We start from the raw sequence: 22,327 nt of genomic DNA, 5'->3' as shown, positions 1-22,327 counted from the left end.
AACCAGTGCCTGTTCGGCACTGGCCTATCAGTCTCGTGTCGGGCCGGGCGCGATGACGTCGCGGCTGCCGTTGCTGTTCATGGGTGTGACCACACCGGCCATTTCCATGGCTTCGATCATCCGGGCGGCGCGGTTATAGCCGATTTTCAGCTTGCGCTGCACGGAGGAGATGGACGCTCGGCGACTCTCCAGCACGAAGGCCACGGCCTCGTCGTACAGGGCATCGCTTTCGCTATCGTCACCGTCACCACCACCCGAACCTTCGAAGCTGGCGCCATTACCTTCTTCAACACCGTTAAGGATGTCGTCGTTGTAGTCGGGCGTGCCACGTTGCTTCCAGGCTTCCACCACACGGTGAACTTCGTCGTCCGACACGAACGCACCGTGCACACGGATCGGCAGGCTGGTACCAGGAGGCATGTAGAGCATGTCACCGTGGCCGAGAAGCTGCTCGGCGCCTCCCTGATCGATGATGGTGCGGGAGTCGATCTTGCTCGACACCTGGAACGCCATCCGCGTCGGGATGTTGGCCTTGATCAGGCCGGTGATCACATCCACGGACGGACGCTGGGTAGCGAGGATGAGGTGGATACCCGCCGCGCGCGCTTTCTGGGCGATACGGGCGATCAGCTCTTCCACTTTTTTGCCGACGATCATCATCATGTCGGCAAACTCGTCCACCACCACCACGATGGTTGGCAGTGTTTTAAGCAGTGGGGCTTCGTCTTCCATGCTTTCGCGACGGTAGAGCGGATCCCCCAGCGGAGTGCCGGCCTCTTCGGCGTCCTTCACCTTGCGATTGAAACCCGCAAGGTTACGCACACCCATGGCCGCCATCAGCTTGTAGCGGCGCTCCATCTCGGCCACGCTCCAGCGCAGGGCGTTGGCAGCGTCCTTCATGTCGGTGACCACCGGGCACAGCAGATGCGGAATGCCTTCGTAGATCGACAGCTCGAGCATTTTCGGGTCGATCATGATAAGCCGCGCTTCCTGTGGCGTGGACTTGAACAGGATCGACAGGATCATCGCGTTCACGCCCACCGACTTACCGGAACCGGTGGTGCCGGCGACCAGCAGGTGGGGCATCTTGGCCAGGTCGGTAATGACCGGCTTACCGCCAATGTCATGCCCGAGGGCAAGCGTGACGGGCGACTGGGCATCATCGTACTGAGGCGTGGACAGCACTTCGGAGAACCGCACGATCTGGCGGTCCTCGTTGGGAATTTCGATGCCCACGGTGGTTTTGCCCGGGATTACCTCCACAACGCGCACGCTGGTCACCGCGAGCGAGCGCGCGAGGTCCTTCGCGAGGTTGGAAATGCGGCTGACCTTCACGCCCGCGGCAGGCTGGATTTCGTAACGGGTGATCACCGGACCCGGATGGATCGAATCCACCGTGACCTCTACACCGAATTCCTTCAGCTTGATCTGAAGCAGCTGCCCTACCCCTGCCAGGGACTCGGGAGAGTACTGCACCTGCTTCTTTTCTACCGGGTCGAGGATCGACAGCGGCGGAATGGTACCTTCCAGCGCGGCATCGACCATGGGGGGCTGGGGCTTTTCAGGGAAGGCCAGACGCACAGGCTCTGCCTTTGCCGCAGGCGGCGCCACGGCGGGAGGCTGCGCGGAAGGTGCAATAATGGGAGGCATCGAGGGCGCGGACACCTGGGCAACCTTGCGCTCGGCCACTAGCCGTGGTGCTTCCAGCACAGGGTTTTCACCGGTAGCGGAGAAGCTTTCGAATTCGTCGTCTTCGTCATCCCAGGGCATGCGCAGCGCAACCGCCGGTACACGTTCCGCCGCTTGGGTGCGGGGTGGGGTGGCATTCAGGCCAGTACCTGAAACCGCCGCCTGGGGAGCCTTTGCTACCGAGGGCTCGAAACGCGGCTCTACCACGGGTTCCTGCCGCGCCGATACCGCAGGCTGCGGCTTGGGCTCGGGGCGAGTTTCCTTGCGCGTCGGTGGCGCCTCGTAGGCCGGCTCATCCGAGCGCAGCGCGGCGACCAGCTTGCGTTGTTCGGTACGGGCCGCCCACCACCGGCTTGCCGCACCCGTGACCAGTTCTATCAGATCGAGGGTGATCTTGCCGGTGGTGTCCATCACGCTGAACCATGAAAGATCGGTGAACACCGTCAGGCCGAACAGGAACAGCGCGATGAACAGCAAGGTACTGCCTTGAACGTTCAGCGCATTACGGGCCAGGTCGCCCAGGCTTTCGCCCAGTGCACCACCCGCCGACGCCGGGAGGCTGGCAGCCGAGTGGAAATGCAGGTGAGCGAGGGCCGCGCCTGAAAGCACGAGGAATACCAGGCCAATCAGCCGCCAGGAAAACAACCAGCCGCTCCATTGCCAGGCCTGGTGGCGCTCACGGAAGATCTGCCAGGCTTTCACACCCAACAGCAACGGGAAAATGTAGGCGAAATAGCCCAGCACCATGAACAGGATGTCCGCGGCATAGGCTCCGGCCCGCCCTGCGGCATTCTGCACCTGGCCCACGCTTGTGCCGGTATGGCTCCAGCCTGGATCGCCCTGATCATAGCTGAGCAGCGCCATCCAGAGGTACAGGCACAGCGCCGCCATGGCGATGAGCGCACCTTCTTTCAGGCGGTAATGAAATTGCTGCCGCCAGAGGGGGACAGGGACGGGTTTAGCGGTGGACTTCTTCAAAACGCGTTCTTTCCTGCGCGGTGCGCGCGATCAGAGGGACTCTATCGCGGCCGGTTCCGTTCATGGCCGACCATTGTACGGATTTACAGTACCGATGTCATAGGGTGGCAGCAAGCCACCTGCTACCGGCCCCAGGCCAAAAAAGGCGGCTTCAATTTCACCATGCTTTATGTTGGCTGACAAAGGTTTAAGCGCATATTTAAAGTTACTGCGCGAACCTTCATGGACCTCAGGCCGCCCTTAGGGTTCCAGCCCGTCCCGGCAGGTGGAACAAACGTGCATCGAGAATAACCAACGCTGCAATCCGGCACATAGCCAGCCCTCGACGCTGGGGCTATGGCGCGTGATACTGCCCTCCCCTTCCATCGATCGAATCATTGCACCGCGACCATGCTCACCTGGCTCAACCGTGACGACCTCACTTTCCCCCCGCTGCACCGGGCGCTGCGCGACCCCAACGGCCTTCTGGCGGCCGGAGGCGACCTGAGCCCGGAACGCCTGGTAGCGGCCTACCGGCACGGCTGCTTTCCCTGGTATGAGGAGGGTCAGCCGATCCTCTGGTGGTCACCCGACCCGCGCATGGTCGTGCCGCCTGCCCAGGTGCGCGCGTCGCGAAGCTTGCGCAAGGTCATACGCCAGGGGCGCTTCACCGTTACGCTGAACCGTGATTTTCCCGCGGTGATCAGGGCCTGCGCCGCGCCGCGTGACTATGCACGGGGCACCTGGATCACTTCAGCCATCGAGCAGGCCTATGTAGAGCTGCATCGCCGCGGGATCGCCCACAGCGTCGAAGCCTGGCAAGGAGATGAACTGGTTGGCGGCTTGTATGGTATTGCGATTGGCCAACTGTTTTTCGGCGAGTCGATGTTCAGCCGCGTCACGGACGCCTCCAAGGTGGCTTTTGTGACGCTCGCCCAGCATTTGCAAGGCGCCGATTTTGCGCTGATAGACTGCCAGATGCATACCCGTCATCTGGAAAGCCTGGGCGCAAGGGAGATCAGCCGGGCAGAATTCGTCCAATACCTCGACCAGTACCTGGATGCGCCCGCGGGCGCCAACTGGGCTGGCCGAGCGAGTTCCATCGCTCTGGCATACACTCACTGAGTAAGTTTGGACCGAGGGTTGACCATGACCGAGTTGGCGCGCTTGAAGTTTTATGCCACTCAACCCCACACCTGCAGCTATCTGCCGGATGAGCAGGCGACCACGCTGTTCCTGGACCCGAGCCAGCCGATGGATCCGGGCGTGTACGCCGACCTGTCGGAACTGGGTTTCCGGCGCAGCGGCGATCACCTCTACCGCCCGCACTGCCAGCGCTGCAACGCCTGTGTGCCCGCTCGCATTCCCGCGGCGCGCTTTCTCCCCAACCGGCAGCAGAAACGCATTCTCAAGCGCAACGCAGACCTTACGGTGACCGCCGCACGGCCGCGCTTCACCGAAGAGTACTTCGACCTGTACAAGCGCTATATCGACCAGCGCCACGCCGATGGCGATATGTATCCTCCCAGCCGGGATCAGTTCTCGACCTTCCTGGTGCGGGATCTGCCATTTTCCCGCTTCTACGAGTTCCGCCTGGGCACCCGGTTACTGGCCGTGGCGGTGACAGACCTGCTACCCAATGGGCTTTCGGCGGTGTACACCTTCTACGAGCCAGAGCAGGAGCGGCGTAGCCTGGGCCGTTTCGCCATTCTGTGGCAAATCACCGAAGCCCTGCGGCTCGACCTGGGCGCGGTGTACCTGGGGTACTGGATCAAGAACTGCAAAAAGATGAATTACAAGACTCAATACCGCCCCATCGAGCTATTGATCAATCAAAGGTGGGTCACGCTGAACTGAGCCCTTGGCGCAAGGTCTGTTTTTCGGGCACAATATGCGCCGCTTTTGCCTGGCGCAGTTGCACCGGGCCACATACTGGATACCGAGGGCTTTACTGCATGTCGAAAGAAGACAGCTTCGAAATGGAAGGCACTGTCGTCGACACCCTGCCCAACACCATGTTCCGCGTGGAGTTGGAAAACGGGCACGTCGTTACCGCGCATATTTCTGGAAAGATGCGCAAGAATTACATCCGAATCCTCACCGGCGACAAGGTCCGCGTGGAGCTGACCCCTTACGATTTGAGCAAGGGCCGGATCACGTACCGCGCTCGCTAAAAGCTTGAAACGACAAAGCCCGGCATAAGCCGGGCTTTTCGTTTGCGCCTGAAAAACAGATGGCGGCGAGGCTAGCCCCGCCGCTACCGCATCAGGCCATCTCAGCCGTGGTTTCGAAATCGAAGGTCATCTCGCCGTCCTTGATATCGATATGCACCACGCCGCCATGCTCGGCAAGCTCCCCGAACAGGATCTCCTCGGCCAAAGGCCGCTTGATCTTGTCCTGGATAAGCCGGGCCATCGGCCGGGCACCCATCTGGGCGTCGTAGCCACTGGCAGCCAGCCAGCTGCGCGCGGCATCGGTAACTTCCAACAGCACCCGCTTGTCTTCCAACTGGGCCTGCAGTTCGGTAAGGAACTTGTCCACCACACTCTTGATGACTTCGTGGTTGAGGCGACCAAACTGAATGATGGTGTCCAGGCGGTTGCGGAATTCTGGCGTGAAACTCTTCTTGATCACTTCCATGGCGTCCGAGGAATGATCCTGGTGAGTGAAGCCGATGGACGCCCGCGCGGCGGTTTCAGCGCCAGCGTTGGTGGTCATGATGAGGATCACATTGCGGAAGTCCGCCTTGCGGCCGTTGTTATCGGTCAGGGTGCCGTGATCCATCACCTGCAACAGCAGGTTGAAGACTTCCGGGTGCGCCTTCTCGATCTCGTCAAGCAACAGTACGCAGTGAGGCTGCTTGGTGATGGCTTCGGTCAGCAAACCGCCCTGATCGAACCCTACGTACCCTGGAGGGGCACCGATCAGCCGGGATACGGTATGGCGCTCCATGTATTCGGACATGTCGAACCGCACGAGCTCGATACCCAAAGCCTTGGCCAACTGCCGCGCAGCCTCGGTTTTGCCCACGCCGGTAGGCCCGGCGAACAGGAACGAACCTACAGGCTTGTCCGGCGCCTTGAGCCCGGCGCGAGACAGCTTGATCGCGGTGGACAGCGAATCGATGGCGGCATCCTGGCCGAACACCGTGAGCTTGAGGTCGCGCTCCAGGTTACGCAGCAATTCCTTGTCGGAGCTGCTGACGTGCTTCGGGGGAATGCGCGCGATCTTGGCGATGATGTCCTCGACTTGCGCTACTTCGATGCGCTTGACCCGGGCTTCGACCGGCTGCAACCGCTGATAGGCGCCCGCTTCGTCGATCACGTCGATAGCCTTGTCGGGCATGTGACGGTCGTTGATATAACGCGAGGCCAGTTCAGCCGCTGCACGCAGAGCCTCATCGCTGTACTCGATGCTATGGTGCTGTTCGAAGCGATTTTTCAGGCCGCGCAGGATCCCGATGGTGTCTTCCACCGAAGGCTCGGTGACGTCCACCTTCTGGAAACGACGCGCCAAGGCACGGTCTTTCTCGAAGATGCCGCGGAATTCCTGGAACGTGGTAGACCCGATGCAGCGGATCTCGCCCGAGGAAAGTAGTGGCTTGAGCAGATTGGACGCATCCATCACGCCGCCGGACGCCGCGCCCGCACCGATGATGGTATGGATTTCGTCGATGAACAGGATGGCCTGCGGGCGCTTGCGCAGCTCACCGAGCAGCGCCTTGAAGCGCTTCTCGAAGTCACCGCGGTACTTGGTACCGGCCAGCAAGGCACCGAGATCCAGCGAGTAGACCACGCTGTTTGCAAGGAGGTCTGGCACCTGGCTGTCGACGATGCGCTTGGCAAGGCCTTCGGCAATGGCGGTTTTACCTACGCCCGCCTCGCCTACCAGCAATGGATTGTTCTTGCGCCGGCGGGCAAGGATCTGAGCCACGCGCTCGACCTCGCTCTCCCGGCCTACCAGCGGATCGATGCGACCCTGCCGCGCAAGGTCGTTCAGGTTGCTTGCATAAGCATCCAGCGGATTGCCGGATGCAGAGGATTCGCCACCCTCGTCGTCCTGCATTTCCTGCTCCCCTTCCGAATGCTCACCGTGACCCGGCACCTTCGAAATACCATGGGCAATGTAATTGACCACGTCGATGCGGGCGACACTCTGCTGCTTGAGCAGGAAGACAGCCTGGCTTTCCTGTTCGCTGAAAATGGCTACCAGTACATTGGCGCCGGTGACCTCACGCTTGCCCGAACTCTGCACATGAAACACGGCGCGTTGAAGCACGCGCTGGAACCCCAGTGTTGGCTGGGTTTCGCGGTCTTCATCATGAACGGGAATCAGCGGCGTGGTGGAGTCAATGAACTCCTGGAGGTCGTGCTTGAGCTTGTCGAGGTTTGCGCCGCATGCCCGTAGCACGGTAGCAGCGGCTTCGTTATCCAATAAGGCCAACAGAAGGTGCTCGACGGTCATGAACTCATGACGCTTAGACCGAGCCTCCTTGAAGGCCAGATTGAGGGTGACTTCGAGCTCGCGGTTTAACATAGCTTCACCTCATAACCCAAGTGGCCGGATTTCAACCGTCCTTCTCGATTTCACAGAGTAGCGGATGCTGGCTTTCCCTGGCGTATTGATTCACCTGCATGGCCTTCGTTTCCGCGATGTCCCTGGTGTACAGCCCGCAGACTGCACGCCCTTCCGTATGTACCGCCAGCATCACCTTTGTCGCCAGCTCGCGATTCAGGTTGAAGAACAGCTCCAGCACCTCTACCACGAAATCCATCGGGGTGTAGTCATCGTTGAACAGCACCACCTTGTACATCGGTGGCGCCTGCAGCGTCGGTTTGGATTCCTGCACCGCAACTCCGGCGGAATCATCTTCCAGAGGAGCGGGGCTGTCGGGACCGAGCCGAGACTGGCCGTGCCTGCACTGGCTGTGCCCGTACGGACCGTGCCGATACTGCTTGAAGGTTAGACGAGTATGGTTGGTTGCATGCATTTCGGAAGTGTTCATCGTTGAGCGATTGAAGGTTGTGGTGAGACGTGTGTCCAGATTGATACTCGGCCGCCGCATGACCTTGACTATCGGCAAAACGGTGTTACAAACAGTAGAACCCACATTGGGGAAGAAAGGTCCGCACAGTCAAATAAATTTTCGGCCGGTGCGCGAACGAGGTGGATGATACTCCAGCAATGGGGTCCTTTGCAGAGGGATATGAGCATGCCAAGCGGTAAAGTCAAGTGGTTCAACAATGCCAAGGGCTACGGGTTCATCATCGAGGACGGGAAATCGGAAGATCTCTTCGCCCATTTCTCGGCTATCGAAATGGAAGGTTACAAAACGCTCAAGGCCGGGCAACCCGTGAAATTCAACATTATCCAGGGTCCTAAGGGCATGCATGCCGTGGGCATTTCACCGGTGACTGAAACAGTTGCCACTACTTCTCACGCGTCTTCAACCTCGCACGCCTGACGCAGCGTCTCACTGATGGCTGGCTGCCTCTCCCCGGGGTGGTCAGTCGCGCAAGCCTTGCGCAGACTCTCGCCCTACCCCCTGTTTACATCGTCGCGCCCGAGCATCGGGCGAAGCCAGGTGCGCCTTTCCACGGGTTTGATATACTCCGCCGGGTGACCACCGAGTCATGGCGGCGAACCTCCACGCAAGGGGCGCCACCGCACGTTTGTGAACCCGTTCGGGCCAGCACCTCGGCCCGGCCGTTTGACGCTCGACTGATGCACCCAACATCACCGCGAGGCCTCTCGACTTTCCGTGCACGCCACCGAAAGCGCCTACCCTGCGTAACGAGATGCTTAGCATGCTCAGCAAAACAGAGAGTTAACCCGACATGCCCACCCGATCCAAGATCATCTACACCTTCACCGACGAAGCCCCTGCCCTCGCCACCTATTCCCTCCTGCCGATCATCGAGGCGTTTACCCGAACCGCTGACATCGCTGTCGAGACCCGCGACATCTCTCTGGCCGGCCGCATCCTCGCTGCCTTCCCGGAGCGCCTGGGCGACCGCGCCGTGTCCGATGACCTGGCGGAGCTGGGGGAACTGGCTACCACGCCCGAGGCCAATATCATCAAGCTGCCGAACATCAGTGCCTCGGTTCCGCAGCTGAAGGCAGCGATCAAGGAACTGCAAGCCAAGGGCTTCGATGTTCCGGACTACCCGGACACCGCCGACAGCGACGAAGCCAAGGACGTTCGCACCCGCTACGACAAGATCAAGGGCAGCGCCGTGAACCCGGTGTTGCGCGAAGGCAACTCCGACCGCCGCGCCCCGCTGTCGGTCAAGAACTACGCCCGCAAGCACCCCCACAAGATGGGCGCCTGGGCCAGCGACTCCAAGGCGCACGTGGCGCACATGGACGGCGGCGACTTCTACGGCAGCGAAAAGGCGGCCTTGATCGAGGCCGACGGCGCCGTTCGCATCGAACTGGTCGGCAAGGACGGCACTACCACCGTTCTCAAGGAAAAAACCAAGGTCCAGGCCAGTGAGATCATCGACAGTGCAGTGATGAGCCGCAAGGCCCTGCGCGCATTCGTCGCAGCCCAGATCGAGGACGCCAAGGCACAGGGCGTACTGTTCTCCGTGCACCTCAAAGCCACCATGATGAAGGTCTCCGACCCGATCATGTTCGGCCAGTTCGTGGAGGAGTACTACAAGGACGCGCTGGCGAAGCACGACAGCACCCTTGCTGAAGTGGGCTTCAACAGCAACAACGGCATCGGCGACCTGTACGCGCGTATCAAATCCCTGCCAGCCGACAAGCAGGCCGAAATCGAAGCGGACCTGCAAGCCGTCTATGCCGCTCGCGCTGCGGTGGCCATGGTGAACTCGGACAAGGGCATCACCAACCTGCACGTACCGAGCGACGTCATCGTAGACGCCTCGATGCCGGCAATGATCCGCGACTCGGGCAAAATGTGGAACGCCCAGGGCGAGCTGCAGGACGCCAAGGCTGTGATCCCGGACCGTTGCTACGCGACCATCTACCAGGCCGTGATCGAAGACTGCAAAGTCAACGGCGCCTTCGACCCGACCACCATGGGCAGCGTGCCGAACGTTGGCCTGATGGCCCAGAAGGCCGAAGAATACGGCTCCCACGACAAGACCTTCCAGGTGAAGGCCGACGGCGTGGTTCGCGTACTGGCCGCTGACGGTTCCGTGCTCATGGAACAGGCCGTTGAAGCCGGCGATACCTTCCGTATGTGCCAGACCAAGGACGCCCCGATCCGCGACTGGGTCAAGCTGGCCGTCAACCGTGCTCGCGCCAGCAGCACGCCTGCCATCTTCTGGCTGGACAGCGCCCGCGCCCACGACGCCGCCCTGATCGAGAAAGTGCAGCGCTACCTGAAAGACCACGACACCAACGGCCTGGACATCCAGATCCTTGCGCCGGTCGAGGCCATGAAGCTGTCCCTTTCGCGCATCCGCGAAGGCAAGGACACCATCTCGGTCACCGGTAACGTATTGCGCGACTACCTGACCGACCTGTTCCCGATCATGGAACTGGGCACCAGCGCCAAGATGCTGTCCATCGTGCCACTGATGAACGGCGGCGGGCTGTTCGAAACCGGCGCCGGCGGCTCCGCGCCCAAGCACGTGCAGCAGTTCAACGAAGAAGGCTTCCTGCGCTGGGACTCGCTGGGTGAATTCCTGGCCCTGGCCGCCTCGCTCGAACACCTGGCGACCACCTACGGCAACAACAAGGCCCAGGTTCTGGCGGACACTCTGGACCAGGCCACCGGCAAGTTCCTGGATACCAACAAGTCGCCATCGCGCAAGGTCGGCGGTATCGACAACCGTGGCAGCCACTACTTCCTGGCCACCTACTGGGCACAGGCACTGGCGGAGCAGACCACCGACAGCGACCTGCAGGCGCGCTTCAAGCCGCTGGCCGAAGCGCTCACCAGCAACGAGGCGACCATTGTCGGCGAGTTGAACGGCGCCCAGGGCAAGCCGGTGGACATCGGCGGCTACTACTTCGCCACGCCGGAGTTGGCCAGCAAGGCCATGCGGCCGAGCGCAACGCTCAATGAGGCTATCGCCTCGTTGAAGTAACCCGCTTCACAAAACCCCAGCCCAGCTGGGGTTTTTTATTTCTTTTGAAACTGGACACTTTATGACTTGGCACCCCCACATTACCGTCGCCACCGTGATTGAAGATGACGGCCGCTTCCTGTTCGTCGAAGAACACAAAGAGGGCCGCCTGGTGTTGAACCAGCCTGCCGGCCACTTCGAGCGCGGCGAAACCCTGCGCGAAGCCGCGCTGCGTGAAACCCGTGAAGAAACCGCCTGGGAGGTCGAGCTCACCGGCGTGGTCGGCATCTACTTGTACACGGCGCCTTCCAACGGCGTGACCTATCAGCGCGTGTGCTTTGCCGCACGCCCCATACGCCGCAAGGATCACCCACTGGACCGCGATATCACGGCCACTCATTGGCTGACCCGTGACGAGCTGGCCGCCGAGCCCAAGAGGTGGCGTAGCGACCTGGTACTAAGGTGCATCGATGATTACCTGGCCGGCCCCGTGTACAGCCTTGATGTGGTTCGCGACTGATCCCGGCAGGGCTTCACTGTCTTTCTTAAAGGCCTATTCGCGAGCTACGCCTACGGCTGCGCCCGGCTCCCACAGGGTGCGCTGCTGCAGCCACAACAGCTTTGTTCTATAAGAGCCCAGCCTGTTAGACTGTCGCGTTTTACACCAGAACCTTTTCAAGCCCATGCGTGAGCCCGTTTCCCACGATCCCTACAAGGATCCTCGTAATACGCGCGTGATCGTCGGCATGTCCGGCGGCGTCGACTCCTCTGTGTCCGCCCTCCTCCTGTTGCAGCAAGGCTTCCAGGTGGAAGGGCTGTTCATGAAGAACTGGGAGGAAGACGACGGCACCGAATACTGCACGGCGCGCGAAGACCTCGCCGACGCGCAGGCGGTGTGCGACCGGATCGGCATCAAGCTGCACACGGCCAATTTCGCCGCCGAGTACTGGGACAATGTGTTCGAGCACTTCCTGGAAGAGTACAAGGCCGGCCGCACGCCCAACCCGGACATCCTTTGCAACCGGGAAATCAAGTTCAAGGCATTCCTGGATTACGCCCTTGGCCTGGGGGCAGACCTCATTGCCACCGGCCATTACGTGCGGCGCCGTGACCGCGACGGCGTCACCGAACTGCTGAAGGGCCTGGACCCGAACAAGGATCAGAGCTATTTCCTTCACGCTGTTGGCGGCGAGCAGATCGCGCGTACCCTCTTCCCGGTGGGCGAGCTGGAAAAACCCGAAGTGCGCGCCATTGCCGACCTGCATGGGCTGGCCACTGCGAAGAAGAAAGACTCCACCGGGATCTGCTTCATCGGCGAGCGCCGCTTCAGTGACTTCCTCAAGCAGTACCTCCCGGCACAACCGGGCGAGATCAAAACCACCGAAGGCGAGATCATCGGCCGCCATCATGGCCTGATGTACCACACCATCGGCCAGCGCCAGGGGCTGGGCATCGGCGGCTTGCAAGGCGCTGGAGACGAACCCTGGTACGTACTGGCCAAGGACCTGTCCCGCAACGAGCTGATCGTGGGCCAAGGCAACGACCACCCTTGGTTGTTCGCCGAATCGCTCGAAGCTTCCGAGATCTTCTGGGTAAACCCTATCGACCTGTCGCAGCCACGACGCCTCACCGCCAAAGTGCGCTACCGCCAGGCCGATCAGCCCTGCACGCTCGAACTCACCGCCCGCGGATATCGGGTCACCTTCGACGAGCCTCAGCGGGCCGTCACGCCAGGCCAATCCGTGGTGTTCTACGATGGGGATATCTGCCTGGGTGGCGGCGTGATCGAGGCGGCGCACTGTGCAGCGCAGCAGGAAGCGACCTCATGAGCAAGGTGCATGAGCAGCTCATGGCCCTGGGCAGCGTGTTCCAGGCAGCGGTGCTGGTAGACCGCATAGCCAAGACCGGGCAGGTCAGCGAAGCGGAGCTGGCGGCCATGCTCGGCACGCTGTTGGTGCGCGATCCCAAGACCACCCTGGACGTGTTCGGTGGCGACGACAAGCAACTGCGCGAGGGGTACCGGGCATTGGCCGCCGCGCTCGAGCGCGACCCCACCAGCCTTCAGCGCGAGCCACTGCGCTATGCGCTGTCGATGGTGACGCTGGAGCGGCAGTTGGAAAAACGCCCCGCCATGCTGGACGCCATTGGCAAGCGGTTGCCGCAGATCCAGGCGCAGGTGGAACACTTCGGGCCGGCGCATGAGAACGTGATCGCTGCCACCGGCGGCCTGTATCAGGACACCCTCAGTACTCTGCGCCAGCGCATTCAGGTGCACGGCGACATGCGCCACCTTCAGCAGCCCAGCAACGCCTCCAAAATTCGCGCGCTGTTGCTGGCAGGCATCCGCTGTGCCCGCCTGTGGCGCCAGCTCGGCGGCCACCGTTGGCAGTTGTTGATCAGCCGCCGCAAGCTGTTGCGCGAGCTATACCCCATGCTACGAGACGGGTGATTGCCCGCCCCGCCTCGCTCACTGGCCCGATAGGTCAGCGAGCCAGGTGGTTTTTCATGTATCATATGCGCCCTTTTCGTTGCCCGACTGCCCGAGAACACCCTATGCAGCTTTCTTCGCTCACTGCGGTTTCCCCTGTTGACGGCCGCTACGCCGGCAAAACCGAGGCCCTGCGCCCCATCTTCAGCGAATACGGCCTTATCCGTTTCCGCGCCATGGTCGAAGTGCGCTGGCTGCAGCGGTTGGCCGCTCACCCGCAGGTTAGCGAGGTGCCGCCGTTCTCCGAAGGCGCGAACGCCCTGCTCAACGAACTGGCCACCGGCTTCGCGCTGGAGCATGCCGAGCGCGTGAAAGAAATCGAACGCACCACCAACCACGACGTGAAGGCGATCGAGTACCTGCTCAAGGAGCAGGCCGAGCGGCTGCCGGAGCTCGCCAAGGTCAGCGAATTCATTCACTTCGCCTGCACCAGCGAAGACATCAACAACCTGTCCCATGCGCTGATGCTGCGCGAAGGCCGCGACACCGTGCTGTTGCCACTGATGCGGCAGATTGCCGGAGCCGTGCGCGAACTGGCTCACCGCTTCGCCGACGTGCCGATGCTGTCCCGCACCCACGGCCAGCCTGCCTCGCCCACCACCCTGGGCAAGGAGCTGGCAAACGTGGTGTACCGCCTCGAGCGGCAGATCACCCAGATCGCGGCCGTGCCCCTGCTTGGCAAGATCAACGGTGCCGTGGGTAACTACAACGCTCACCTCTCGGCGTATCCCGATATCGACTGGGAAGCCAACGCCCGTGCCTTCATCGAGGACGAACTGGGCCTGGTGTTCAACCCCTACACCACGCAGATCGAGCCGCATGACTACATCGCAGAGCTGTTCGACGCCATCGCCCGCTTCAACACCATCCTGATCGACTTCGACCGGGACGTGTGGGGCTACATCTCCCTGGGCTACTTCAAGCAGCGCACCGTTGCTGGCGAAATCGGCTCTTCGACCATGCCGCACAAGGTCAACCCGATCGACTTCGAGAACTCCGAAGGCAACCTCGGGATCGCCAATGCGCTGTTCCAGCATCTTGCAAGCAAACTGCCAATCTCCCGCTGGCAGCGTGACCTCACCGACTCCACCGTGCTGCGCAACCTGGGCGTGGGCTTTGCCCATAGCGTGATCGCCTATGAGGCCAGCCTCAAGGGTATCGGCAAGCTGGAAATCAACGCGCAGCGCATCGCCGCAGACCTGGACGCCTGCTGGGAGGTACTGGCCGAGCCCATCCAGACCGTGATGCGTCGCTACAACATCGAAAACCCCTACGAGAAGCTCAAGGAGCTTACCCGGGGCAAGGGCATTACTGCTCAAGCCTTGCAGGAGTTCATCGAGGGCCTGGACATGCCAGCCGCTGCCAAGGCCGAGCTCACTCGCCTCACGCCAGCGACCTACATCGGCAACGCCGCCGAACAGGCGCGCCGCGTCTGACTGAAACATCGTGCAAGCGCCCGGCCTGGCCGGGCGTTTTTTATTGTGTATATCCATAAATTACAACGAGTTATCCATGTCTTCCGATAAACCTCTTCAACTGCTAGGCGGCATGACGGCCCAGGAATTTCTTCGCGACTACTGGCAGAAGAAACCGCTGCTGGTGCGGCAGGCCTTCACCGATTTCGAAAACCCGATAAACCCCGATGAGCTGGCCGGCCTGGCGCTGGAAGAAGAAATCGAGTCCCGCATCGTGCTCGAGCACGGGGATCACCCTTGGGAGCTGCGCCGCGGCCCGTTCGCCGAAGACGCTTTCGCCAACCTCCCCGCCAAAGACTGGACCTTGCTGGTACAGGCCGTGGATCAATTCGTACCCGAGGTCAGCGCCCTGCTGGAGCCGTTCCGCTTTCTGCCCACCTGGCGCATCGACGACGTGATGATCAGCTATGCCGCGCCTGGCGGCGGCGTTGGGCCGCATTTCGACCACTACGATGTGTTCCTGCTCCAAGGCCTGGGCCAGCGCACCTGGCGTACTGGGCAAATGTGTGATGCCGACAGCCCGCTGCTGGAGCACGCCGACCTGCGCATCCTCGCTGAATTCGAGGAGAACGAAAGCTGGACGCTCGAACCCGGCGACATGCTCTACCTGCCCCCGCGCCTGGCTCACTACGGTACGGCCGTGGATGACTGCATGACGTACAGCATTGGCTTCCGTGCCCCGAGCGCCAGCGAAGTGCTGACCCACTTCACGGATTTCCTGAGCCAGTTCATTCCCGATGACGAGCGCTACAGTGACCCGGACATCAAGCCGGCGGTTGACCCGAGCCAGATCCAGCATGACGCGCTCACGCGCCTCAAGGACTTGCTTGCCCGCCACATGAGCGACGACCGCCTGTTGCTCACCTGGTTCGGCCAGTTCATGACCGAACCCCGGTACGCCGAACGCGTGGCGGGCAGCGAGCTCAGCGAGGCCGACCTGCTCGAGGCTTTGGGCCAGGGCGCGGTGCTGGTGCGCAACCCCAGCGCGCGCCTTGCCTGGTCGGAGATGGACAGCGAGTTGATGCTGTTCGCCAGCGGGCAAAGCCGGCTGCTGCCAGGCAACCTTCGCGGCCTGCTGCAACAGGTATGCTCGGCCGACGCGCTGCACGAGGAAAACCTGGCCCCGTGGCTGGGCGATGATGACGCCGTTACCCTCCTCAGCCAGCTAGTGATGCAGGGCAGCCTGGGGTTCGCCGATGAATGACCTGCGCGTCCGGTTGGCAGATTGGCATCGAGATTATTCGAAGATCCACCACATTCGGGAAAGCGTCTTTGTGGCCGAACAGGCCATGCCGCCCGAGCAGGAGTGGGATTCGGACGACGAAACCGCGATCCACTTCCTCGCAGAGCAGGAAGACTTCGCCATTGGTACCGCGCGCCTGCTGCCCGACGGCTACGTAGGGCGGCTTTCAGTGCTCAAGGACTGGCGTGGCTTGCACGTGGGTGATGCGCTCATGCAAGCGGTGATCGCAGAGGCCAGCGTGCGCGGCATCGGCGAGCTGAAACTCACGGCGCAGGTACACGCCACCGCTTTTTACCAGCGCTTTGGCTTCGAAGTGGTCAGCGAAGAGTTTCTCGAAGCCGGCCTGCCCCATGTGGATATGCTGCGCCACATAGCCTAGGCCGCGAAAGATTCACGCCCCGGCAGGGGCTCCGTCATGGTCCGCCCTGGTTCATACTCAGGGCTGAACCTTGCGGAGTAACCTGCCATGCCGCTGCGCCCTTTGTTTTTCCTTGCCCTGCTGGCCCTCGCCCCGGCCACACAAGCCGCTACCCAGGTGCTAGACCTGCACTACCGCACCAGCGAAGATGTACTCCCGCTGATTCGCAGCTTCCTTGGCAATCAAGGCAGTGTCAGTGCGCTGGGCAATCAGTTGGTCGTCAATGCCGAGCCAGGCAAGCTGGATGAGCTCAATGCCCTCATGGAGCGCATCGATGCACCAGCGCGCCGCCTGTTGATCAGCGTGGATACCAGTGACAGCAACCACAGCTCGGGCGGCGGCGCTGGCAATGGCCGGGTAATCCGTTACGGCACCGCCAACCGCACCGGCGGCCTTCAGCAAGTGCAGGCCAGCGAAGGCAGCCCTGCGCTGATCCAGGTAGGCCAGAGCGTACCGCTTACCACCGCGCAAACCGATGGGTATGGGCGCCTTGAAACCCAGACCGAATACCGCAACGTGACCCAGGGTTTTTACGTGACGGCCAGCGTAACCGGCGACACCGTGCACTTGGCGATCAGCGCCAACAACGACCGAATGAGCCAGGAGCGCCCGGATGTGGTGAACGTGCAAAGCACCGACACCCGCGTAAGCGGCCCGCTTGGCCAATGGATAACCGTGGCCGGGATCAACGGGCAAAGCCAGGCCGAGCGCAGCGGCGGTACCCGGTATTACGGCACCCAGGGCCACGATGACATGACCCTGCGCGTGCGGGTCGATGCCCTGCCCTGAAGTACCGACTCCAGGGCCTTTTCATGACCCTTCAGTCGTATTTTCAGGAATATGTAGTGCCTTTAAAAAAACACTACAAAACGTTTGACGATGCATTTCTCCGAAGGCATGATGGCCTCGCTCCCGCTAATCAGGGGCCTTGAACCAAGGCCTCCGGCGCGTGCCTTCACCATCCCGAGGGCCGTTCCTGTGTCAGCACGGCCCAAAAGGCGGTCCGACGGGGTTGCGACTGGAACGAAGTTGTCCCGAGGGACGGAAGCGCTGATGGCACCCCTGCCAGTTTCGCGCGATCTGGAGTGGCCTGAGCCCCACACTACACGCAGCTCAGTTCGCCCTGGTTCGTCGAACCGCCCGTTCGCCCCTCGCAAACTTCCCATCGCACCCCAAGGCCCCTGCCGCTGCCCTGATTGGCGTATCACCTGCGGGTGGAGCTGACACCCCTACGAGACCTATGCGACGAGGTTCACCCCATGGCACTGACACGCGAACAACAAATAGCGGCCCTTGAGAAAGACTGGGCGGAAAACCCACGCTGGAAAGGGGTAACCCGCACTTATACCGCCGCCGATGTCGTCCGCCTGCGTGGCTCGGTCCAACCCGAGCACACCTTGGCCAAACTGGGCGCGGAGAAGCTCTGGAAGCTGGTGACCCAAGGCGCACACCCGTCCTTCCGGCCTGAGAAAGATTTCGTCAACTGCATGGGCGCTCTTACGGGTGGCCAGGCGGTGCAGCAGGTAAAAGCCGGTATCCAAGCGATCTATTTGTCCGGCTGGCAGGTCGCTGCCGACAACAACAGCGCCGAGTCCATGTACCCCGACCAGTCGCTGTACCCGGTCGACTCCGTGCCTACCGTGGTCAAACGCATCAACAACTCGTTCCGCCGGGCGGATCAGATTCAATGGAAAGCCGGCAAAAACCCGGGCGACGACGGCTACATCGATTACTTCGCGCCTATCGTTGCCGATGCCGAAGCCGGTTTCGGCGGTGTGTTGAACGCCTATGAGCTGATGAAGAACATGATCGAGGCAGGCGCCGCCGGCGTTCACTTCGAGGATCAGCTGGCTTCGGTGAAAAAATGCGGCCATATGGGTGGCAAGGTACTGGTGCCTACCCAGGAAGCCGTGCAGAAGCTGGTAGCGGCTCGTCTGGCAGCCGACGTTGCCGGCGTACCGACCATCATCCTGGCCCGCACCGACGCCAACGCGGCGGACCTGCTGACCTCGGACTGCGATCCGTATGACCAGCCGTTCGTGACCGGCACCCGCACCCCGGAAGGCTTCTATAAAGTGCGCGCAGGCCTGGACCAGGCCATCGCTCGCGGCTTGGCCTACGCACCATATGCCGACCTGATCTGGTGTGAAACCGCCAAACCTGACCTGGACGAAGCGCGTCGCTTCGCCGAAGCGATCAAGAAGGAATACCCCGACCAGTTGCTGTCGTACAACTGCTCGCCTTCCTTCAACTGGAAAAAGAACCTGGACGACGCGACCATTGCGAAATTCCAGCGCGAGTTGTCCGCCATGGGTTACAAGCACCAGTTCATCACCTTGGCCGGCATTCACAACATGTGGCACGGCATGTTCCAGTTGGCCCATGACTACGCTCGCAACGACATGACCGCCTACGTGAAGCTGCAGGAGCAGGAATTCGCCGATGCTGCCAAGGGTTACACCTTCGTGGCGCACCAGCAGGAAGTGGGTACTGGCTATTTCGATGACATGACCACCGTGATCCAGGGCGGCGCTTCCTCGGTGACCGCCCTCACCGGCTCCACCGAGGAAGAACAGTTCCACTGACAGCCGTGTGATACAGAAGCCGCCTTCGGGCGGCTTTTTTATTGCCCGCGAGGCGTGCTGGGGCGCCCGCGGCACTTCCCTCCAGGCATGATCTGCGTCAATGCTCCCAAATGAAAACGGCATAAACTGAAACCGGGACTATAGTGACTTCAGCGCGTACAAACAGCGGCTCAAGTACAGTAGTTGCGACTAATTATCATTTACTTAAGTTTATTGCGCAGCGGAGGAAACAGCATTGAACAAAACGGGTCGAATGCCCGGACGGCGGGCCCTAGACCTTCGATAGAAAGCGTTAACTCATTGGATTGGACGAATTAATTTGATGCAGCAAATTTACTTGCTGCGGGTTTGCCCATAAAATCCGCCGATCTTATGGCTGCGACATTTCGTCACTGCTTTACCCTACTTCGATTCAGAGCCTTATGTCTCTGTTAAGGACTGCCAGCATGACCCCAACAGCAGGACTCATCGCCCACAACTGGGGCTTTGCCATCTTCCTTCTGGGTGTAGTGGGGCTTTGTGCCTTCATGCTTGGCCTTTCCAGCCTGCTCGGCGGCAAGGCCTGGGGCCGAAGCAAGAACGACCCCTTCGAATCCGGCATGCTGCCTGTTGGCAGCGCGCGCCTGCGGTTGTCTGCAAAATTCTATCTGGTCGCGATGCTGTTCGTGATCTTCGATATCGAAGCCCTCTTTTTGTTCGCCTGGTCTGTGTCCGTCCGCGAAAGCGGCTGGGCAGGCTTTGCCGAAGCACTCATTTTCATAGCAATTCTGTTGGCGGGTCTTGTCTACCTTTGGCGAGTGGGGGCTCTCGATTGGGCGCCCGAAGGTCGTCTCAAGCGGCAGGCGAAGCTGAAACAATGAGGCTTTGGCAATGCAATACAACCTTACCAAGATCGACCCGGATGCTCCCCAGGATCCGGAACAGCGCTACCCCTTGGGCAAACAAGGCATCGTCGATGACAAGATGCTCGAGGATCAGGTGCACCGCAGTGTCTTCATGGGCAAGCTCGAAGATGTGCTGAGCGGTGCGGTCAACTGGGGCCGCAAGAACTCCCTGTGGCCTTACAATTTCGGGCTTTCGTGCTGCTACGTGGAGATGACCACGGCGTTTACCGCGCCTCATGATATCGCCCGTTTCGGTGCCGAAGTAATCCGGGCATCGCCGCGTCAGGCGGATTTCATGGTGATTGCCGGTACGCCTTTCATCAAGATGGCACCGATCATCCAGCGCCTGTATGAACAGATGCTGGAACCCAAGTGGGTGATCTCCATGGGGGCCTGCGCCAACTCGGGCGGCATGTACGACATCTATTCCGTAGTACAGGGCGTGGACAAGTTCCTGCCCGTGGACGTGTATGTGCCCGGCTGCCCGCCGCGCCCCGAAGCGTTCCTGCAAGGCTTGATGCTGCTGCAGGAATCCATCGGCAAGGAGCGGCGGCCGCTGTCCTGGGTAGTGGGCGATCAGGGCGTATACCGCGCTGAAATGCCCTCCCAGAAAGACGTGCGCCGCGAACAGCGTATCCAGGTCACCAACCTGCGCAGCCCAGACGAAGTGTGATCCATGGCTCGCCCTGCCCCGCTTGCGGGCCGGGCGCGCACCTGGCCTTCATTCTTTACGTTGACCGAAAGCGAAAGCGACCGACACCATGACAACAGCGGACACCGCTCTGTATATCCCGCCCTACAAGGCTGACGACCAGGATGTGGTCGTTGAACTGACCAACCGCTTCGGCGCCGACAGCTTCACCGCCCAACACACCCGCACCGGCATGCCCGTGCTGTGGGTGGCACGCGCGCAAATCAAGGAAGTACTCGCTTTCTTGCGCGGCGTGCCCAAGCCCTACTCGATGCTGTACGACCTGCACGGCGTGGACGAGCGCCTGCGCACACAGCGCCGCGGCTTGCCCGACGCAGACTTCACCGTGTTCTACCACCTGATGTCGATCGAGCGTAACAGCGATGTAATGCTCAAGGTCGCGCTGAGCGAAAGCGATCTGAACCTCCCGAGCGTCACCAGCATCTGGCCCAATGCCAACTGGTACGAGCGCGAAGTGTGGGACATGTTCGGCATTACCTTCGAAGGCCACCCGAACCTGAGCCGCATCATGATGCCGCCCACCTGGGAAGGCCACCCGCTGCGCAAGGACTACCCTGCCCGGGCTACGGAGTTCGACCCCTACAGCCTGAGCCTGGCCAAGCAGGCCCATGAAGAAGAGGCCGCACGCTTCCGCCCCGAAGACTGGGGCATGAAACGCGGCACGGCGAACGAAGACTTCATGTTCCTCAACCTGGGCCCGAACCACCCTTCGGCCCACGGGGCATTCCGCATCATCCTGCAGCTGGACGGTGAAGAGATCGTCGACTGCGTGCCGGATATCGGTTACCACCACCGCGGCGCCGAGAAGATGGGCGAGCGGCAGTCGTGGCACAGCTATATTCCCTACACCGACCGCATCGATTACCTCGGCGGGGTGATGAACAACCTGCCGTACGTGCTGGCCGTGGAAAAACTCGCTGGCATCACTGTGCCGGACCGGGTGAACACCATCCGCATCATGATGGCCGAGTTCTTCCGCATCACCAGCCACCTGCTGTTCCTGGGCACTTATATCCAGGACGTGGGTGCGATGACCCCGGTGTTCTTCACCTTCACTGACCGCCAGCGCGCCTACACCGTGATCGAGGCGATCACCGGCTTCCGCCTGCACCCGGCCTGGTATCGGATCGGCGGCGTGGCGCACGACTTGCCCCGCGGCTGGGAAAAGCTGGTCAAAGACTTCATCGAATGGATGCCCAAGCGCCTGGATGAATACACCAAGGCCGCGCTTCAGAACAGCATCCTGATCGGCCGTACCAAGGGCGTGGCGCAGTACAACACCCGCGAGGCGCTGGAATGGGGCGTTACCGGCGCTGGCCTGCGCTCTACCGGCTGCGACTTCGACCTGCGCAAGGCGCGCCCGTATTCGGGCTACGAGAACTTCGAATTCGAGGTGCCGCTTGCCGTGAATGGCGATGCCTATGACCGCTGCATGGTTCGCGTGGAAGAAATGCGCCAGAGCATCCGGATCATCGAGCAGTGCATGCGCAACATGCCGGCCGGCCCGTACAAGGCGGATCACCCCTTGACCACGCCGCCGCCCAAAGAGCGCACGCTGCAGCATATCGAAACCCTGATCACTCACTTCCTGCAGGTTTCGTGGGGCCCGGTGATGCCGGCCAACGAATCCTTCCAGATGATCGAGGCGACCAAGGGTATCAACAGTTATTACCTGACGAGCGACGGCGGCACCATGAGCTACCGTACCCGTATCCGTACCCCCAGCTATCCGCACCTGCAACAGATCCCTTCGGTGATCCGTGGCAGCATGGTCGCCGACCTGATCGCGTACCTGGGCAGTATCGACTTCGTCATGGCCGATGTGGACCGCTAA

19 protein-coding genes are annotated in these 22,327 nt (G+C 61.3%); 16 read left to right on the top strand and 3 right to left on the bottom strand.

What is annotated here, in order from left to right; translation table 11 throughout:
* Nucleotides 1-27: 27 nt before the first annotated feature.
* Nucleotides 28-2,667, bottom strand: coding sequence for a DNA translocase FtsK (locus G7016_RS21795; protein WP_181117805.1), 2,640 nt, complete (start codon nucleotides 2,665-2,667; stop codon nucleotides 28-30).
* Nucleotides 2,668-3,057: 390 nt separating this feature from the next.
* Between G7016_RS21795 and aat the strand changes: the two genes are divergently transcribed.
* The 3 genes from aat (at nucleotide 3,058) to infA (ending at nucleotide 4,820) form a co-directional block, all read left to right on the top strand.
* The gene (gene aat / locus G7016_RS21790) at nucleotides 3,058-3,771 is read left to right on the top strand and encodes a leucyl/phenylalanyl-tRNA--protein transferase (protein WP_181117804.1); all 714 of its coding nucleotides are present in this window, start codon (nucleotides 3,058-3,060) and stop codon (nucleotides 3,769-3,771) included.
* A 24-nt stretch (nucleotides 3,772-3,795) separates the two neighbouring features.
* Entirely contained in the window at nucleotides 3,796-4,503 is a 708-nt protein-coding gene (locus G7016_RS21785; RefSeq protein WP_181117803.1) for an arginyltransferase, read from the top strand.
* 98 nt (nucleotides 4,504-4,601) lie between these two features.
* Entirely contained in the window at nucleotides 4,602-4,820 is a 219-nt protein-coding gene (gene infA / locus G7016_RS21780; RefSeq protein WP_002553999.1) for a translation initiation factor IF-1, read from the top strand.
* 91 nt (nucleotides 4,821-4,911) lie between these two features.
* Here infA and clpA read toward each other — a convergent pair whose 3' ends face one another.
* Together clpA and clpS are read right to left on the bottom strand one after the other, a co-directional pair.
* Nucleotides 4,912-7,182, bottom strand: coding sequence for an ATP-dependent Clp protease ATP-binding subunit ClpA (gene clpA, locus G7016_RS21775; RefSeq protein ID WP_181117802.1), 2,271 nt, complete (start codon nucleotides 7,180-7,182; stop codon nucleotides 4,912-4,914).
* A 31-nt stretch (nucleotides 7,183-7,213) separates the two neighbouring features.
* On the bottom strand, nucleotides 7,214-7,636 hold the full coding sequence (gene clpS / locus G7016_RS21770; protein WP_181117845.1) for an ATP-dependent Clp protease adapter ClpS: 423 nt from the start codon (nucleotides 7,634-7,636) through the stop codon (nucleotides 7,214-7,216).
* 222 nt (nucleotides 7,637-7,858) lie between these two features.
* On the opposite strand from clpS, the gene cspD reads away from it, so the two are divergent.
* The 13 genes from cspD (at nucleotide 7,859) to nuoC (ending at nucleotide 22,327) form a co-directional block, all read left to right on the top strand.
* Nucleotides 7,859-8,110, top strand: coding sequence for a cold shock domain-containing protein CspD (gene cspD, locus G7016_RS21765; RefSeq protein ID WP_181117801.1), 252 nt, complete (start codon nucleotides 7,859-7,861; stop codon nucleotides 8,108-8,110).
* A 373-nt stretch (nucleotides 8,111-8,483) separates the two neighbouring features.
* The gene (locus tag G7016_RS21760) at nucleotides 8,484-10,709 is read left to right on the top strand and encodes an NADP-dependent isocitrate dehydrogenase (RefSeq protein WP_181117800.1); all 2,226 of its coding nucleotides are present in this window, start codon (nucleotides 8,484-8,486) and stop codon (nucleotides 10,707-10,709) included.
* 61 nt (nucleotides 10,710-10,770) lie between these two features.
* A complete protein-coding gene (locus G7016_RS21755) occupies nucleotides 10,771-11,208 on the top strand; it encodes an NUDIX hydrolase (protein ID WP_181117799.1) in 438 nt (145 codons plus the stop codon).
* Between the two features lie 163 nt (nucleotides 11,209-11,371).
* The gene (gene mnmA, locus G7016_RS21750; RefSeq protein ID WP_181117798.1) at nucleotides 11,372-12,517 is read left to right on the top strand and encodes a tRNA 2-thiouridine(34) synthase MnmA; all 1,146 of its coding nucleotides are present in this window, start codon (nucleotides 11,372-11,374) and stop codon (nucleotides 12,515-12,517) included.
* Nucleotides 12,514-13,137, top strand: coding sequence for a high frequency lysogenization protein HflD (hflD, locus tag G7016_RS21745; RefSeq protein WP_181117797.1), 624 nt, complete (start codon nucleotides 12,514-12,516; stop codon nucleotides 13,135-13,137). Before mnmA ends, hflD begins: the two co-directional genes overlap by 4 nt.
* Nucleotides 13,138-13,241: 104 nt before the next feature.
* Nucleotides 13,242-14,612 carry an adenylosuccinate lyase gene (purB, locus tag G7016_RS21740; protein ID WP_181117796.1) on the top strand — a complete coding sequence of 457 codons (1,371 nt, stop codon included), beginning with the start codon at nucleotides 13,242-13,244 and terminating at the stop codon, nucleotides 14,610-14,612.
* A 76-nt stretch (nucleotides 14,613-14,688) separates the two neighbouring features.
* The gene (locus tag G7016_RS21735) at nucleotides 14,689-15,855 is read left to right on the top strand and encodes a ribosomal protein uL16 3-hydroxylase (RefSeq protein ID WP_181117795.1); all 1,167 of its coding nucleotides are present in this window, start codon (nucleotides 14,689-14,691) and stop codon (nucleotides 15,853-15,855) included.
* Nucleotides 15,848-16,273: a GNAT family N-acetyltransferase gene (locus tag G7016_RS21730; RefSeq protein WP_181117794.1), complete on the top strand. Its 426-nt coding sequence runs from the start codon at nucleotides 15,848-15,850 to the stop codon at nucleotides 16,271-16,273. Before G7016_RS21735 ends, G7016_RS21730 begins: the two co-directional genes overlap by 8 nt.
* A gap of 87 nt (nucleotides 16,274-16,360) precedes the next feature.
* Nucleotides 16,361-17,101 (top strand): secretin N-terminal domain-containing protein, encoded by a 741-nt coding sequence (locus tag G7016_RS21725; RefSeq protein WP_181117793.1) that lies wholly within the window; start codon nucleotides 16,361-16,363, stop codon nucleotides 17,099-17,101.
* Between the two features lie 470 nt (nucleotides 17,102-17,571).
* The gene (gene aceA / locus G7016_RS21720; protein WP_181117792.1) at nucleotides 17,572-18,897 is read left to right on the top strand and encodes an isocitrate lyase; all 1,326 of its coding nucleotides are present in this window, start codon (nucleotides 17,572-17,574) and stop codon (nucleotides 18,895-18,897) included.
* 446 nt (nucleotides 18,898-19,343) lie between these two features.
* Nucleotides 19,344-19,757 carry an NADH-quinone oxidoreductase subunit A gene (locus tag G7016_RS21715; protein ID WP_181117791.1) on the top strand — a complete coding sequence of 138 codons (414 nt, stop codon included), beginning with the start codon at nucleotides 19,344-19,346 and terminating at the stop codon, nucleotides 19,755-19,757.
* A gap of 10 nt (nucleotides 19,758-19,767) precedes the next feature.
* The gene (locus G7016_RS21710) at nucleotides 19,768-20,454 is read left to right on the top strand and encodes an NADH-quinone oxidoreductase subunit B (protein ID WP_181117790.1); all 687 of its coding nucleotides are present in this window, start codon (nucleotides 19,768-19,770) and stop codon (nucleotides 20,452-20,454) included.
* A gap of 88 nt (nucleotides 20,455-20,542) precedes the next feature.
* Entirely contained in the window at nucleotides 20,543-22,327 is a 1,785-nt protein-coding gene (nuoC, locus tag G7016_RS21705; protein WP_181117789.1) for an NADH-quinone oxidoreductase subunit C/D, read from the top strand.

Source organism: Pseudomonas japonica, from assembly GCF_013522925.1.
GTDB classification, from domain to species: Bacteria; Pseudomonadota; Gammaproteobacteria; order Pseudomonadales; family Pseudomonadaceae; genus Aquipseudomonas; species Aquipseudomonas japonica_A.
Note: the sequence above shows the minus strand (reverse complement) of the source record. Positions and strands in the feature narration are given on the sequence as shown.